This window comes from Colwellia sp. RE-S-Sl-9 (assembly GCF_048296855.1).
Taxonomy (GTDB): Bacteria; Pseudomonadota; Gammaproteobacteria; order Enterobacterales; family Alteromonadaceae; genus Pseudocolwellia.
Map to the genome: position 1 here is coordinate 823,982 of NZ_CP182631.1, position 13,919 is coordinate 837,900.

General features: G+C 36.2%; 12 protein-coding genes. 6 read left to right on the forward strand and 6 right to left on the reverse strand.

Features of this window, described 5'->3' with window-relative positions; all coding sequences use genetic code 11:
* The first annotated feature begins 76 nt into the window (after positions 1–76).
* From ACM9HF_RS03580 to ACM9HF_RS03590, 3 genes are all read left to right on the forward strand, one after another.
* The gene (locus tag ACM9HF_RS03580) at positions 77–493 is read left to right on the forward strand and encodes a 4-oxalocrotonate tautomerase (protein ID WP_473614336.1); all 417 of its coding nucleotides are present in this window, start codon (positions 77–79) and stop codon (positions 491–493) included.
* A 160-nt stretch (positions 494–653) separates the two neighbouring features.
* Positions 654–1,115 carry a hypothetical protein gene (locus tag ACM9HF_RS03585; RefSeq protein ID WP_473614337.1) on the forward strand — a complete coding sequence of 154 codons (462 nt, stop codon included), beginning with the start codon at positions 654–656 and terminating at the stop codon, positions 1,113–1,115.
* A 99-nt stretch (positions 1,116–1,214) separates the two neighbouring features.
* The gene (locus tag ACM9HF_RS03590; protein WP_473614338.1) at positions 1,215–1,652 is read left to right on the forward strand and encodes a GFA family protein; all 438 of its coding nucleotides are present in this window, start codon (positions 1,215–1,217) and stop codon (positions 1,650–1,652) included.
* 95 nt (positions 1,653–1,747) lie between these two features.
* Here ACM9HF_RS03590 and ACM9HF_RS03595 read toward each other — a convergent pair whose 3' ends face one another.
* Complete coding sequence (locus ACM9HF_RS03595; RefSeq protein WP_473614339.1) at positions 1,748–2,755, reverse strand: family 16 glycosylhydrolase; 1,008 nt, start codon at positions 2,753–2,755, stop codon at positions 1,748–1,750.
* A 96-nt stretch (positions 2,756–2,851) separates the two neighbouring features.
* Positions 2,852–3,223, reverse strand: coding sequence for an L-rhamnose mutarotase (locus ACM9HF_RS03600; RefSeq protein ID WP_473614340.1), 372 nt, complete (start codon positions 3,221–3,223; stop codon positions 2,852–2,854).
* Positions 3,224–3,380: 157 nt separating this feature from the next.
* On the opposite strand from ACM9HF_RS03600, the gene ACM9HF_RS03605 reads away from it, so the two are divergent.
* Together ACM9HF_RS03605 and ACM9HF_RS03610 are read left to right on the forward strand one after the other, a co-directional pair.
* The gene (locus tag ACM9HF_RS03605; RefSeq protein WP_473614341.1) at positions 3,381–6,668 is read left to right on the forward strand and encodes a glycoside hydrolase family 2 TIM barrel-domain containing protein; all 3,288 of its coding nucleotides are present in this window, start codon (positions 3,381–3,383) and stop codon (positions 6,666–6,668) included.
* Positions 6,669–6,779: 111 nt separating this feature from the next.
* The gene (locus ACM9HF_RS03610; RefSeq protein ID WP_473614342.1) at positions 6,780–8,684 is read left to right on the forward strand and encodes an arylsulfatase; all 1,905 of its coding nucleotides are present in this window, start codon (positions 6,780–6,782) and stop codon (positions 8,682–8,684) included.
* A 93-nt stretch (positions 8,685–8,777) separates the two neighbouring features.
* Here the strand turns inward: ACM9HF_RS03610 and ACM9HF_RS03615 are convergent, their stop codons facing one another.
* From ACM9HF_RS03615 to ACM9HF_RS03630, 4 genes are all read right to left on the reverse strand, one after another.
* Complete coding sequence (locus tag ACM9HF_RS03615) at positions 8,778–9,041, reverse strand: glycoside hydrolase family protein (RefSeq protein WP_473614343.1); 264 nt, start codon at positions 9,039–9,041, stop codon at positions 8,778–8,780.
* 134 nt (positions 9,042–9,175) lie between these two features.
* On the reverse strand, positions 9,176–9,382 hold the full coding sequence (locus ACM9HF_RS03620) for a hypothetical protein (protein ID WP_473614344.1): 207 nt from the start codon (positions 9,380–9,382) through the stop codon (positions 9,176–9,178).
* Between the two features lie 24 nt (positions 9,383–9,406).
* The gene (locus tag ACM9HF_RS03625; RefSeq protein WP_473614345.1) at positions 9,407–10,126 is read right to left on the reverse strand and encodes a glycoside hydrolase family protein; all 720 of its coding nucleotides are present in this window, start codon (positions 10,124–10,126) and stop codon (positions 9,407–9,409) included.
* Between the two features lie 4 nt (positions 10,127–10,130).
* Positions 10,131–11,627: a sulfatase family protein gene (locus ACM9HF_RS03630; protein WP_473614346.1), complete on the reverse strand. Its 1,497-nt coding sequence runs from the start codon at positions 11,625–11,627 to the stop codon at positions 10,131–10,133.
* 633 nt (positions 11,628–12,260) lie between these two features.
* Here ACM9HF_RS03630 and ACM9HF_RS03635 point away from each other — a divergent pair.
* On the forward strand, positions 12,261–13,853 hold the full coding sequence (locus ACM9HF_RS03635) for a sulfatase family protein (RefSeq protein ID WP_473614347.1): 1,593 nt from the start codon (positions 12,261–12,263) through the stop codon (positions 13,851–13,853).
* Positions 13,854–13,919 lie beyond the last annotated feature (66 nt).

Consider the following 13,919-nt stretch of genomic DNA (forward strand, 5'->3'; position numbering starts at 1 on the left):
TAGTTAAACCGAAGTTTAGTAAAAAACAACTTCTATTTACCACGAACAATTAACTTAACTATTACTGGAGAATACTATGCCACTAACACTTACTCTTACTGAAGGCGTTATCCCTGCGGGCTCTGAAAAAGAAGCCATTCAAAAAATTACTAATTCAATGCTCAAGCATCATGGCCTTTTAGGTAATAAATCAATGACACCTAATGTGACAGCACATGTATCTGTACTACCAAAAAACTCAACCTTCTCAGGTGGAGATGAATTTTCAGGCGTTTGGATGGAATGGAAAGTACCTTCTTTTGCTTTTTCTTCAAGAGAAATTCAATTGGCTCATTTTACCGAAGCAACCGAAATTATTAGAGAACTATCTGGCGGAAAACAACCAATAGAAAATATTTACTCGAATGTTATTCATACAGTAGATGGTTCATGGAATTTCAATGGTATTGCTATGACAAATGAAGAAATTGGTGCGGAAATTTCAAAAGGCTAACAAGGTTATTCACCCACTTTGGTAAGTAACATTTTTTCTCATTACTCTCTACATTGGATAGTAGGAAGAAAACATTACATAAAATCAATCGATAAGAACAGATAAATCTTTGGTGATCATGTTGTTATCCAAAACAATTTAACTAAAAAAGAGAAATCATATGTTTAAAAAAATAGCCGCCGCAAGTTTATTAGTCATAGTTTCAACTAACACCTTTGCGGTTCAAAAAGTGTGTACACCCATCGGTGGCGTAGCAATGCCGACATTCTCTCCTCAAGCTGATGGTACAGTGAGAATTACAGCCCCCTTAATTGGTAGTGCTAGTGCAGCTAGTGGCACAATTACTGCTCAACGTGAAACTAAAAGTGGTCTGCAAATGGATTTGAATCACTACTTCTTAAATAACACGGGAGGATCATTTCACACGATTGACCATGCAGAGCTAACCGCTGTGCCGGGCAAGGCTGGTAATTTTATGATCGAGATTAATTATTCAATTGAGAAAGAATCTACTACAGGTTCATTTAAAGGTTATGAGGGAAATTTTAAAAGTTACGGCTTAGTAGATTTGAATAATATGGAAGGGTTAGTACGTTATAGTGGTGAGATTTGTAAATCATAATTAGCAATCTAGATCAACAGAACCTAATCTCGGCTGTTATCTCTAAAGTAGCGGTAATGGTCGGTATTTACGTTAAGTTACTAGTAAGAGGATTAACAAATGAATATTTCAGACAATACAAGAACGCTAAATAAAGGAAGATTAAAAGGCGGTTGTTTATGCGGAGCTGTGCGCTACCAAGTACATAATAAGTTTAGCCATTTTTTCCTTTGCCATTGCAAACAATGCCAACAATTCACAGGCTCTGCCTTTGCAGCTAATATATTTACCTCACCTGATAATATTGAATGGTTGACGGGAAATGAAAAAATATCTTGTTATGAGCACCCAAATAGAGAGTTTTCTAAAGCATTTTGCTCGGCTTGTGGTTGCGCTTTACCCTTTATTAACCAAAGTGGTAAATCTTTAATTATTCCTGCTAGTTCATTATTCGATAAGGTTGAAAATATGCCTGAAGCTAATATGTTTGTTAACGAACAAGCTCATTGGTTGAATGACGGACTAGCAGAAAAAAAATTTAGTCATTTCCCAAATTAGTGACTATCTGCGTTATTTACGCTCAATAGCGAACTATTGAGCGTAAAACTTTAAATCAATTATCTATAAAGTCCGTCGCCTCAAACTGAAATTGATTAGTCAATAGCAACCAATTGATACGATCTTACATAATCGTAGAGAACGGTATTAATACTTTCGTCATCTAGCTCTTGCTCTGTAGGATATGGTTCATCGTCGCCTTCTATTTTTTTGATCAGTTTTTCTTGCCAAGTATAGGTTTCAGAAACCATTCTTAACGACATTTCACTATTAAAAGGTACAGCATCTTGAGGATTATTTAAATCAACCGTACCCGTTAACTGATTATCAAAATAAAATTTAACCTTATTCGGTGTAACCCACCATGCTGCATAGGTATGAAAATCGTCAGACAAATTAACTTTAGCGTCGTGTTTTACACCTTGTGAAATATACTTAGCGCCTTTGCATTTTCCATTAACCAGCTCTCGACCTTTATAATGGGTATTTGAATGCATTACATCGGTCCAAAACCTTTCTGGCCAGCCGCCAATAGCTTCTAAAATATCAATTTCAGTTGTGTGTGCCGTATTACAACCTGTGCCTGAATTATCGCTTTTATCTGAATGCAGCCAAAACGTTGTAGACATTTTAGTTTTAGAAGCTTTTACACGTGCTTCAAAATAACCATAAGTTGCGCTATGTTTACCTGATACCGCCGCACCGCCCATAGTATAACCATCACTATCTTCAGCATAAGTTGACGTGTTTAATGCAAGATTACCATTAACAACTTTTACGTTTTTTGGTAAAAAACGTGCCGGACGTCTTCCTTTCCACGTTGAAATAGAATCATTCCATTTGCTTGAATCTAAGCTGGTTCCATTAAATTCATCTGACATATTATCGATAAACTGCCATTTATACCCAGCCGGTGCTTCAGGTAAATGACTGATATTGTGAGCGCTTTGATTTACAGACGCTGAAGTACTTGATAAAGCCTCATCAGTACTTTGACAGCCAGACAATACTAACATTGCAGGTAAAGCGACCAAAGGTAAAAAGGGTGAAAGTAAGCTTTTATTCGATAGCCCTTTATTTGAATCTGTTTGTGAATTGTTCATTATTCGCCTTTATAGTATGTTGAAACTAAAAATAATCTAGGTAAAGATTTCACGTTCCAAACGAAATCTAGCTAAGGTATTAGATTTAAATATTTATTACTTTTTGCTAAGAGTTTTAACTTTTTTTAAATCATAAATTAAATCCATTTGTACCCACTTCTCACCTTCTTTTGCCCATTTTAATGGTTGTTGATACTTCCACATCAACTTCTCCCATTCTTCAGATTTAGTTTTACCTTCATCTGTTTTAGGTTCAGCGTTTGGATCAAAATCAGCGGTTGTTTCCATGATCATAAATAGTCGATCGCCTAGATGATATATTTCCATATCTGCAATACCCATTTCAGCCATATTTTTTGTTATTTGTGGCCAAGCATTTTCAGGTTGATGATATTCTATGTATTCTGCAATTAATTTTGGATCATCTTTTAAATCTAATGCTAAACAATAGCGTTTGTTTTTGCTCATAACTTCTCCGGTAATATTCTCTTATTTTTAAATAAGATCATTCAATTTGTATTAATCATTGTCGTTAAATATTAATTGTTATAAAGTTATCACATATAAAAATACAATTTAATATTTAAATTAACCTTATTTATAATAAATTTGAGATAACATCAAAATGAAACTAAAAACGATACTCTCCTACCAAACACTAACAAAAGGTATTGCTGGGCTATTGCTCAGTATAACCGTTTCTCCTATAGCGCTTGCTGCTAATGATTGGGAAAACCCTGAAGTTATTCATATTAACAAACTGCCTGCGCGTGCTACATCGTATTCGTTTGATACGGTTGAACAGGCACTTACCCGAGATAGAACTCAGGCAAGTATAAAAATGCTTAATGGTGATTGGAAGTTTAACTTTGTTGAAAAAGCCGAAGATCGTCCTAAAAACTTTTACAAATCAAATTTTAATAGTAAACAATGGAAGTCTATTCCGGTGCCTTCAAACTGGGAAATGGAAGGATACGGTACACCTATCTACACAAACTCACAGTATCCTATGTTTAAAAATGGTGCTACCGATGAAAACAGTATAGTGCCTCCATTTATTACTCGTGATAATCCAGTGGGGTCTTACCTTAAAGACTTTACCATTCCTAAAACATGGCAAGGCCAGCAAATACTGATCCATTTAGGTGGTGTTAGCTCTGCATATTACTTGTGGGTAAATGGTGAAAAAGTCGGTTATTCGCAAGGAAGTCGATTACCGTCTGAATTTGATATTACCGATCATATAAAATCTGGCACTAATACCGTAGCCGTTGAGGTTTATCGTTGGAGTGACGGCAGTTACTTAGAAGATCAAGATCACTGGCGTTTAAGCGGTATTCACCGTGAAGTCATGTTAATGGCACAACCTAAAATTGCGATTAACGATTTTCATGTAAAAACTAAGCTAAATGAAACTTATACCCAGGGCACATTACAAATAAGACCTGAATTGAGCTTTCCAAAACGCAAAGATGTTGATGGCTGGAACATTGAAGGCCAGCTATATAATGATTCAGGTAAAGCCGTTTTATCAACACCTATGAATGTTTCAGCTAACATAGTTTCAAGAACTATCTACCCACAGCGTGATAACTTTAAGTTTGATCTCATGAGTGCAACACTTGAAAACCCTAAATTATGGACATCTGAAACGCCTCATTTATATACCTTAGTATTATCATTAAAAAATACTCAAGGAACCGTAATAGAAACAAGAAGCACGCGAGTTGGTTTTAGAGACGTAAAAATTAACGACAAAGCAGAATTATTAATTAACGGTAAAGCCATTAAATTAATTGGTGTTAACCGTCATGATCACGATGTTAAAAAAGGCAAAGCGTTAAGCCGTGCTGATTTACTTGAAGACGTTTTATTAATGAAACGTTATAACTTTAATGCCGTAAGAACCTCTCATTACCCTAACGATCCCTATTTCTACGACTTATGTGACGAATACGGTATTTATGTAATGGATGAAGCTAACATTGAAAGCCATGGTGTTGGGGGCTTGTTAGCAAATCTTCCTGAGTGGAATAACGCCATGATGCAACGTGTTTTACGTATGGTTGAACGCGATAAAAATCATCCTTCTATTATTTCATGGTCTTTCGGTAATGAATCTGGCACAGGTCCTAACTTTGCTGCAATGTCTGGTTGGGTTAAAGACTTAGATAGTACACGCTTTATTCATTATGAAGGTTCACAAGGTGATCCTAACCACCCTGACTATATTGGTTTATCTGAACGTTATTCTACCAAAGCAGAAAAAGCTCAATTTCATACACCTTATGCTAACCCTACAGATCCGGCATTTGTTGATGTAATTAGTAGAATGTACCCGTCTTTAGAAGAACTGAAAGGCTTAGCAGACAGCCCATATGTTAAACGCCCTATTCTAATGTGTGAATATGCGCATGCGATGGGGAATTCACTGGGTAATTTAACTGAATATTGGGACATGGTACGTAGCCACGATAATATTGTAGGTGGTTTTATATGGGATTGGATAGACCAAGGTATAGAAGCTAAAAACGATAAAGGCGAAACCTACCTAGCATACGGTGGTGACTTTGGAGACAAACCTAATTCATCTAACTTCTGTTTAAATGGTGTTTTAGATTCTTACCGTAAAGCAACACCTAAACTGTGGGAAGCTAAGTATGTTTTTCAACCTGCTCAATTTGACGCTACTCATTTAGCCGAAGGAAAAATTGATGTAACTAACCGATTCTTTTTTGATAACTTAAAGCAATATTTATTAGTGTGGACTTTATCTGAAGACAACAAAGTTATTCAACAAGGTTCACTTAACGGTTTAGATATTGCGGCTCAACAAACTAAAGCGGTTTCAATTCCTTTTAACAAACCTGTATTAAAAGCGGGTGCTCGTTACTTTTTACAATTGAGTTTACGTACCATCAATAACACCAATTGGGCTGAAGCAGGACATGAATTAGCTAAACAACAATTTGAATTACCTTTTAAGAAAGAAGCTATTAAAACGGTTTCAAATAAATCGGTAAGTACTGACGACAAGCAAAATACAATAACGGTATCAAATAATGGTTTTAAAGCGGTATTTAACAAAAAGTCAGGCTATTTAACTGCTTACCAAGTAAATGGACAAACCGTGATTACTGGTGCGTTAAAACATAACTTTTGGAGACCATCTACAGATAACGATATTGGTGGATTCCAAGATTGGACATCACCTACCGACAACGTAGCTGACGATACTAAACCAGCAACAGGTCGAGCTGTTTGGCGTAAAGCAAGTGAAAACATGACACTGAGTGCTTTTGATATCGACACATCAAAAACTAGCGTTACCGTAACTACTAAACATTCTTTTAATAAACAACTTAACGTTACCACACAATATGTAGTAACAGGTGACGCAGCTATTAAAGTGAGCATGTCGTTAAATGCTGATGCAAACCTTACCAGTATTCCTCGCTTAGGTATGACAACAAACGTAAACCAGCGCTTATCAAATATGAGTGTTTACGGACGAGGCCCATACGAAAACTATATTGACCGTAACAACAGCGCTGACATTAGTATTTATTCAGGCAAGGTTGAAGACTTTATATACCACTACGCTCGCCCACAAGAAAACGGAAACCGTACCGACGTTGATTGGTTAAAACTAGCGACAGACAACGGCTTAACATTAACGATAGACGGTAAAGAAGATCTTAGTGTCTCAGTATGGCCATGGAGTGCTGAAAACTTAAATGCAGCACAACATACCTACGATTTAGTTAAACAGGGTAAATTCACCGTTAATATTGATTTAATACAATCGGGTGTGGGTGGTAATGATTCATGGAGCGCAAAAGCGGCGCCTATTAAACAGTACCAAGTACTTTCAGGAAAGTATCAATACACTTATACTATTTCAGCTAGATAACACCTTAGTTAGTTGATCACTTAGCGAAAATTAAAGCCCAAAGTTTACTTTGGGCTTTATCATTTTATTAGCAGTTATGATAAATTACATTTACACATTTGAGATATAACGATGAAAACAAATAAAATAAAACCTAAAAAAAACTTCAAACGTTCCCTATCATTTCTCGCTATTTCATCATTAATTACACTTATCGTCAGCGGGTGTAATTCATCTAACATCAATCCAAATAATCCTGAAAAACCAGTCAGTTCACAAGCTAATACAAAGCCAAACATAGTCCTTATTGTTACCGACGATCAAGGCTGGGGCGATATTGGCCTAAATAATAATCCTATTATTCAAACACCCAATATTGATGATTTTGCTAACCAAAGTGTTAGCCTAACTAATTTTCATGTAGATCCTACTTGCTCACCTACTCGCTCAGCTTTACTTACAGGCAAACATTCATTAAAAGCTGGTGTTTGGCATACCATTTTGGGTAGATACATGCTTGGGCCTGAGCATCAAACGTTAGCTGAAGTATTAAAAGACAATAACTACGACACCGGCATATTTGGCAAATGGCACTTAGGAGACAACTACCCTTACCGTCCACAAGATCAAGGTTTTAACGAAGTACTTATTCATGGCGGTGGCGGCGTAGGACAAACACCCGATTACTGGGGTAACACCCAATTTAACGACACCTATTTTAGAAATGGCGACCCAGAAAAAACAACCGGTTACGCAACAACGGTTTGGTTTGACGAAGCTAAAAAGTTTATCGACCAAAAACGCAACCAACCCTACTTTGCTTACATTCCTCTTAATGCACCTCACGGCCCTTACCGTGCACCAGAGAATTTTATACAACCTTATTTAGACAAAGGCTTAAACCGAACAATGGCAAGTTTTTATGGCATGATCACGCACATTGACGGTCAAATAGGCCTAATGCGCGAACATATAAAAGCAAGAGGCGAAACCGATAACACCATATTTATAGTCATGACAGATAATGGCAGTTCTTACCGCCCTACTAATAACAAAACTGAACTTGATGCTAAACATCAATCTATTCAACAAGCTTTTCCTGGTTGGATACCAAACGACAAAATGCGTGGCTACAAAGGTTCAGTATATGAAGGTGGCCATCGCGTACCCTTTATTATCTCATATCCAAACGGGCAACTTAAAGCAGGCAAGTACAATAACCTAACGGCACATTTCGATATTATGCCCACCATATTGTCGCTAGCAGGCATAAAAAATACCGTAAAAGGTATGGATGGAATCAACCTAGCAACACTGATTACTGAAGGTAAAGACGATTCATTAAGTGATCGCAGTGTGGTTATTACTAATCAACGTGTTTATCATCCAAGTGATAAGCGCCCTACCGCTGTAGCTTATAAAAACTGGCGCTTCATTAACGAAAACAATAAAGAAGCACTTTACGATATAACCACAGATCCATCTCAACAAGTCAATGTTGCTCAGCAACATCCAAATGTATTAGCTCAGTTAAAATTGATAAAACAAACTTGGTGGAACGAAAACGTTAAATTAGGTTTTAAAGATCGCTATATCTCTGTAGGCAATAAAGCAGAAAACCCCGTACGATTAAACGCTATGGATTGGATGGAAGTACCCGACAAGCAACCCGTACCTTGGTTTATTGGGCATCAACCTGCAGCTGAAGAATACGATTACATACACTGGTTAACAGAAGAAGATAAGTATACTTCGTTACCTTGGTATATTGATGTTGAAAAGGAAGGGAAATATCAAGTAAGCGCATATTTTCATGATATTCCAGCAGGTACACCTATTGGTAAAAAATACTGTGTTGTTCGTGTAAATGGAAAAAACACAGTTCAAACAGTATACGGCAGAGCCTCACATTGTATTGTTGATACCGAGTTAGTAACTGGCAAACAAAAAATCACCGCTTGGTTTACCGATAACAAAGAAACATTAGCGAAAGAAAAAGCGGCTTTTTATGTTTATATTAAGCATCAAGGGTTATAGATGGTAAAGTCTACAGAAGCTTAAAGTATTTTTATAAGTTACTGAAAAAAAATAGATATCAGAGTAAAAAACATCCACAATAATTGAAAGATTTTACTTTTTACTCTGATTATTATCATGTTCAGAAATTTTCAATAAAAAGCCTGTCGACGTTTTATACTTCCCTCCCATCAAGGCTAAAAATAAATAGGCGGGTTTATCGTCAATCATTAATACTTGTGGGCGTTCCATACGTTCAACTTTATCTTCATCGATGTAATGGGTATTTGTACGGTAGCCTAACTGTGGTTCAGACCAATTTAGTCCGTCTGTAGAGTTGAGCATCAACCCCACATGAGGATGTATACCCGTTACCACTCAAGATGCTATTTCAGAGCACTTGAGCGATATCAATTCAAGGCAATGCTTTGTAATAATGGTCGCTCCTTATAAAAAGCATTAACGATGAAGTGATTTTGCTCAAGCGCTTCTTCGATGGGTCTAAAAACAATTTATGCTTCGTTATTAACTTTAGTCAGGGAATAACCATGACGTAAACTTAATGCCTCGCCTAAATTGTTTTTAGTTCCCACTGAAACCTGCATCTTGAATGATAACGGGTATATAACCCCCATGTCGCGCATAATCATATGGTATTTATCTTGGTAACGATAAACATAAGCGTCTTCTACCTGTTTACCTATATTGGCAAAACTCACTAAAGGATTTTGTTCATGCTTTATCTAAGGTCCTTTAATATTTTTGGCGATAGCTACACCCATTTTACGCATGTTGTCGTTGTAACGATCCCACGCTTTATAATATAACCAATACTCACCGTTTGGATGCAATAGTAATGCTGGGTTTGTGGTTAGATAGCTATCCCACTGAGCTTTGTCTTTACTTACATCTAAAATAGGATCTTCGCTAACGCGCTTAAACGGCCCGTATAAACTATCTGATAGTGCTAAACCAATACGTTGTGTAGATGCGTGATGACCATCATATTTTTTAGCATCCGCTAAGTTATTACCAATAAAAAACAACGCATATTTATCTCCAACTTTTTGTATGGTTGGATTATGAATGGTATCGGCATCCCAATGACCTTGTCCTCTGCCACTTAACACCGTACCTAAAACGGTATACGGACCTTCAGGTTTATCAGCAACGGCATGGGCAATTTCACTATGACTAAGCCATCGACTATGTGTTCCGCGCCATCGCGAGTAAAACACATGAATTTTACCGTCGTCATCAATAATGGGTGATGTGCCCCATACATTCCAATTCTTGTGTTCTAAAATACGGCTACCTGAGCTAAGCGCTTTACTAAAAGTAGACTCTTTAATATTCTTTTCCGTAAGAATTTTTGCTAAATCATCTTGATTAATCTCTTTACAAATACTGTTAAAGCTTGCGGTTAGCATACTTATAAAAAGTATTTTTTGTATAATACTCATCCTTCTACTCCCCAAAAAACTGTTTTAATTCAGGATCTTTAGTTTCAATCATTTTACTAAAAATAATATCGTCAAATTGATTAATAATCTGCTGTAATTCAGGTTTATTGGTAGCAATTAAATTATGGTTTTCATTCGGATCATTTTCTAAATCATAAAACTCGTCGTAACCTCGATTGATAAAGTCTTTTACTAATTTGTAGCGACCATTACTGTACATGCGCTTTGCTGACACTGACTGATGTAACGTTGAATAGGCTCCATAGTAATCTTCTGAGATCAGGCTTTTTTCACCTAATAATACAGGTAAATAATTATTTCCTCTGATCAAAGTACTGTCATCTTTTTTTGCCTCGCCAATGGCTAATAATGTAGGAAACCAGTCTAAATTTGACAGGGTTGAATAACTTATCGAGTTAGCTTTAATCTTATTTGGCCAACGCACAATGGCGGGCACTTTAATGCTATTATCGTACATATTTGGACGCTGATTTGATGGAATATTCGTTGTTGCTTTTGTTGGGGTATTTAACAACCAATGACCATTACCTTTATGCCAAATGCCGTTATGCCCCATGTTATAGCCATGATCTGAGGTAAAAATAACAACGGTATTTTCAGATAAATTTAAACGCTCCACTTCAGCCATCAATAAACCCAAATTTCGATCAATGCTACGAATACTAGATAAATAGTCACGCATCATTTGTTTGGTTTTTTTAGTATCTAAATCTGGAAAGTCAGGATTAGGTATTTTCATGTCCATATTTTTATACGGAGCAGCATCTGCTTCAGCTACAGGTAACCAATTGGTATGTGGTGCGCGATAATGCAGTGATAATGCGAATTTTTTATCGTGGTGATTGTTTAAGAAACTTATCGCTTCAGTGGTTAATACATCTGCAGTTAACCCTTTATATTGTTTTTCTACGCCCTGCTTTTCTAATTTAGGATTTGCAGTTGAAGTACCGCCTTCTCTAAAACCAGTAAACTCATTATAACCTTGCTTAGTGGGATGAAATTTATCAAGTGTTCCCAAATGCCATTTACCAATTAATCCCGTGTAATATCCTGCTGTTTGCAGTAATTCAGGCCATGTAACTAAATCAGGGGTTAACCCTAAATCGGGTTCCATACGAGTTAATGACTTATAAATGGTGTTAATCCAATCATCAATTCCTACTTCATAGCCATAACGTGATGTTAATAAACCTGCACGAGAAGGACTACATACAGGAGTTGTAGTATAAGCGTTAGGAAAATGCATGCCTTGTTCAGCAAGTTTATCTAAATTAGGGGTAATAGCTTGTTCATTACCCGAAAACCCCACACCCCATGGTGCTTGGTCATCTGTATATATAAACAAAATATTAGGTGTATTATTCTGATTTACAGCGTCTTTTTCTTTTGAGTTGTTACTTGAAAGAGATGTGGGCGAACAACTGGTTATTGAATATAAACTGAGTAAAATTAATATTCTCTTTATATTAGAAACATCCATAGTATTTTTAGTTCATTATTTAAATCAAAGTTTGATTATGCACAAAAAACCTAAAAAATAAAAACGCTACTTTATATTTAAATAACAAACAAACAAAAACAATTTATTCAATCAACACAAAACTTATTGAAATTATAACCACAACAAATACAACAACCAAAAATGAGTTATATTTAAATTGATTAAATTACATGTAAATACTATCATTTGTAAAATAAAACAATAATAAACGTTGAGACATTTTTAAGTTAAAAGTTTTATACTTAACTCTGTATAGGCACGGTGCATAATTATTCGTAATAAGTTATTGTTATGCCCATTAAATACTAGGGTCTGTTGACCTTTCGAGTATGGTTTTTGTTCAATTTAAAAGCGCTTTAGTCACAGGTTTTACGTTCCAAACAAAACCTAAGTACCTACATCCATGTAGGTAACGAAGAATAAATCGCTTTTAAATGAACCCTTGGGCAGCGCCTGTTTGATATTTCTACATCGTTATAGTGATTTTATGTGGAACGACCACACATCAATCACTATACCTTGTATAAAAATAAAACAGACTGCTGCAAAAACATACCTAAAAGGTCAATAGACCCTAAAATAAAAACACTATGATTAGGAATATCAACAGCTATGTTTGCCATAAAAAAATCAATCAAAAACATATTAACCCTTTCAATAACACTATCATTATCAAGTGCTATTTTAACTGGTTGTAATAAAGCGCCAGAAACAGAAAGCGCAGTAAGTAAACCTACGGCTATTAAAGCCAACAACAAACCTAACATCGTTATATTTTATGTTGATGATTTAGGCTACGGTGATGTTGGCTCTTACGGCGCAAAAGGTGTTGAAACGCCCAATGTTGATGAATTAGCTAAAAATGGTATTCGATTTACTGATGCACATAGCTCTGCTGCTACTTGTACTCCTTCACGTTATTCTTTATTAACAGGAGAATACGCATTTCGCCAACATGCTTCGGTACTAAAAGGCGATGCGGCATTAATTATTCCTACGGATAAACCCACTTTACCTAGTATGCTGAAAAAAGCTGGATACTCTACAGCAGTAGTTGGTAAATGGCATTTAGGTTTAGGTGACGGAAAAACCCCAGTAAACTGGAACGATAAAGTCTCGCCAGGGCCTTTAGAGATTGGTTTTGATTATAGCTTTTTAATGCCTGCAACGGGCGATAGGGTACCGAGTGTTTATTTAGAAAACCATCATGTATTAAACATAAGTCAAGATGATCCTATTGAAGTCAGTTACAAAAACAAAGTCGGGATACGACCAACAGGTACTGAAAACCCTGAGTTATTACGCCAAGCGGCTGATCCACAACACAGCAATACGATTATTAATGGTGTTAGTCGCATAGGTTGGATGAAAGGTGGTGTAAGCGCAGAATGGAAAGACGAAGACTTTTATAAAATATTCACTAATATGGCCAACTTTTTTATTGAAGATAATAAAGAAAAACCGTTCTTTTTATTCTTCTCTTTTCACGATATTCATGTACCTAGATTACCCAATGATATGTTTAAAGGTAAAAGTACCATGGGTGTTCGAGGAGACGCTATTGCACAAATGGATTGGATCACGGGCGAAGTAGTTAATAAACTAAAAGCTGAAGGTTTACTCGACAATACCTTAATTATTTTTACCAGCGACAACGGCCCTGTACTTACCGACGGTTATGACGATGAAGCGATAGAAAAATTAGGCGACCACAAACCTAGTGGCGACTTTAAAGGCGGTAAATACAGCGCTTATGAAGCTGGCACACGTGTACCAACAATTGTTCACTACCCTGCTAAAGTTAAAGCAGGTACCAGTAATACATTAATGAGCCAAGTAGATATTTATGCCTCTTTAGCTAAATTGGTTAATGTAGATCTTAGTAAAGAAGAAGCTATTGATAGTAAAAACTACCTTAATGCTTGGTTAGATGCTTCTGTTGAAGGTAGAACAGAATTAATTGAAGAAGCTTATACACTGTCATTAAGAACAAAAGAATGGAAATATATATCACCAAGTAAACAGCCTAATGATTGGATAAAAGAGAATAAAAACATTGAATCGGGTTTATCCCCTATTCCACAACTCTTTAATTTAGCAGAAGATAAATCTGAGCAAAATAATATCGCGCTACAGCACAAAGCCGATGTTGCAAAATACCAACAAAGAATTGAAGCAATAAAAGCACAAACTCAGCGAGATTAGTTCTTTTATGTGAAATTTCATATAACGCATACTGCCCTAACTTATAACTCAGTGTTAAAGACGTTA

Bases quoted from the DNA above. Each gene is read 5' to 3' on its own strand.
- ACM9HF_RS03580 (WP_473614336.1), top strand. From the start codon at position 77: ATGCCACTAACACTTACTCTTACTGAAGGCGTTATCCCTGCGGGCTCT.
- ACM9HF_RS03585 (WP_473614337.1), top strand. From the start codon at position 654: ATGTTTAAAAAAATAGCCGCCGCAAGTTTATTAGTCATAGTTTCAACT.
- ACM9HF_RS03590 (WP_473614338.1), top strand. From the start codon at position 1,215: ATGAATATTTCAGACAATACAAGAACGCTAAATAAAGGAAGATTAAAA.
- ACM9HF_RS03595 (WP_473614339.1), bottom strand. From the start codon at position 2,755: ATGAACAATTCACAAACAGATTCAAATAAAGGGCTATCGAATAAAAGC.
- ACM9HF_RS03600 (WP_473614340.1), bottom strand. From the start codon at position 3,223: ATGAGCAAAAACAAACGCTATTGTTTAGCATTAGATTTAAAAGATGAT.
- ACM9HF_RS03605 (WP_473614341.1), top strand. From the start codon at position 3,381: ATGAAACTAAAAACGATACTCTCCTACCAAACACTAACAAAAGGTATT.
- ACM9HF_RS03610 (WP_473614342.1), top strand. From the start codon at position 6,780: ATGAAAACAAATAAAATAAAACCTAAAAAAAACTTCAAACGTTCCCTA.
- ACM9HF_RS03625 (WP_473614345.1), bottom strand. From the start codon at position 10,126: ATGAGTATTATACAAAAAATACTTTTTATAAGTATGCTAACCGCAAGC.
- ACM9HF_RS03630 (WP_473614346.1), bottom strand. From the start codon at position 11,627: ATGGATGTTTCTAATATAAAGAGAATATTAATTTTACTCAGTTTATAT.
- ACM9HF_RS03635 (WP_473614347.1), top strand. From the start codon at position 12,261: ATGTTTGCCATAAAAAAATCAATCAAAAACATATTAACCCTTTCAATA.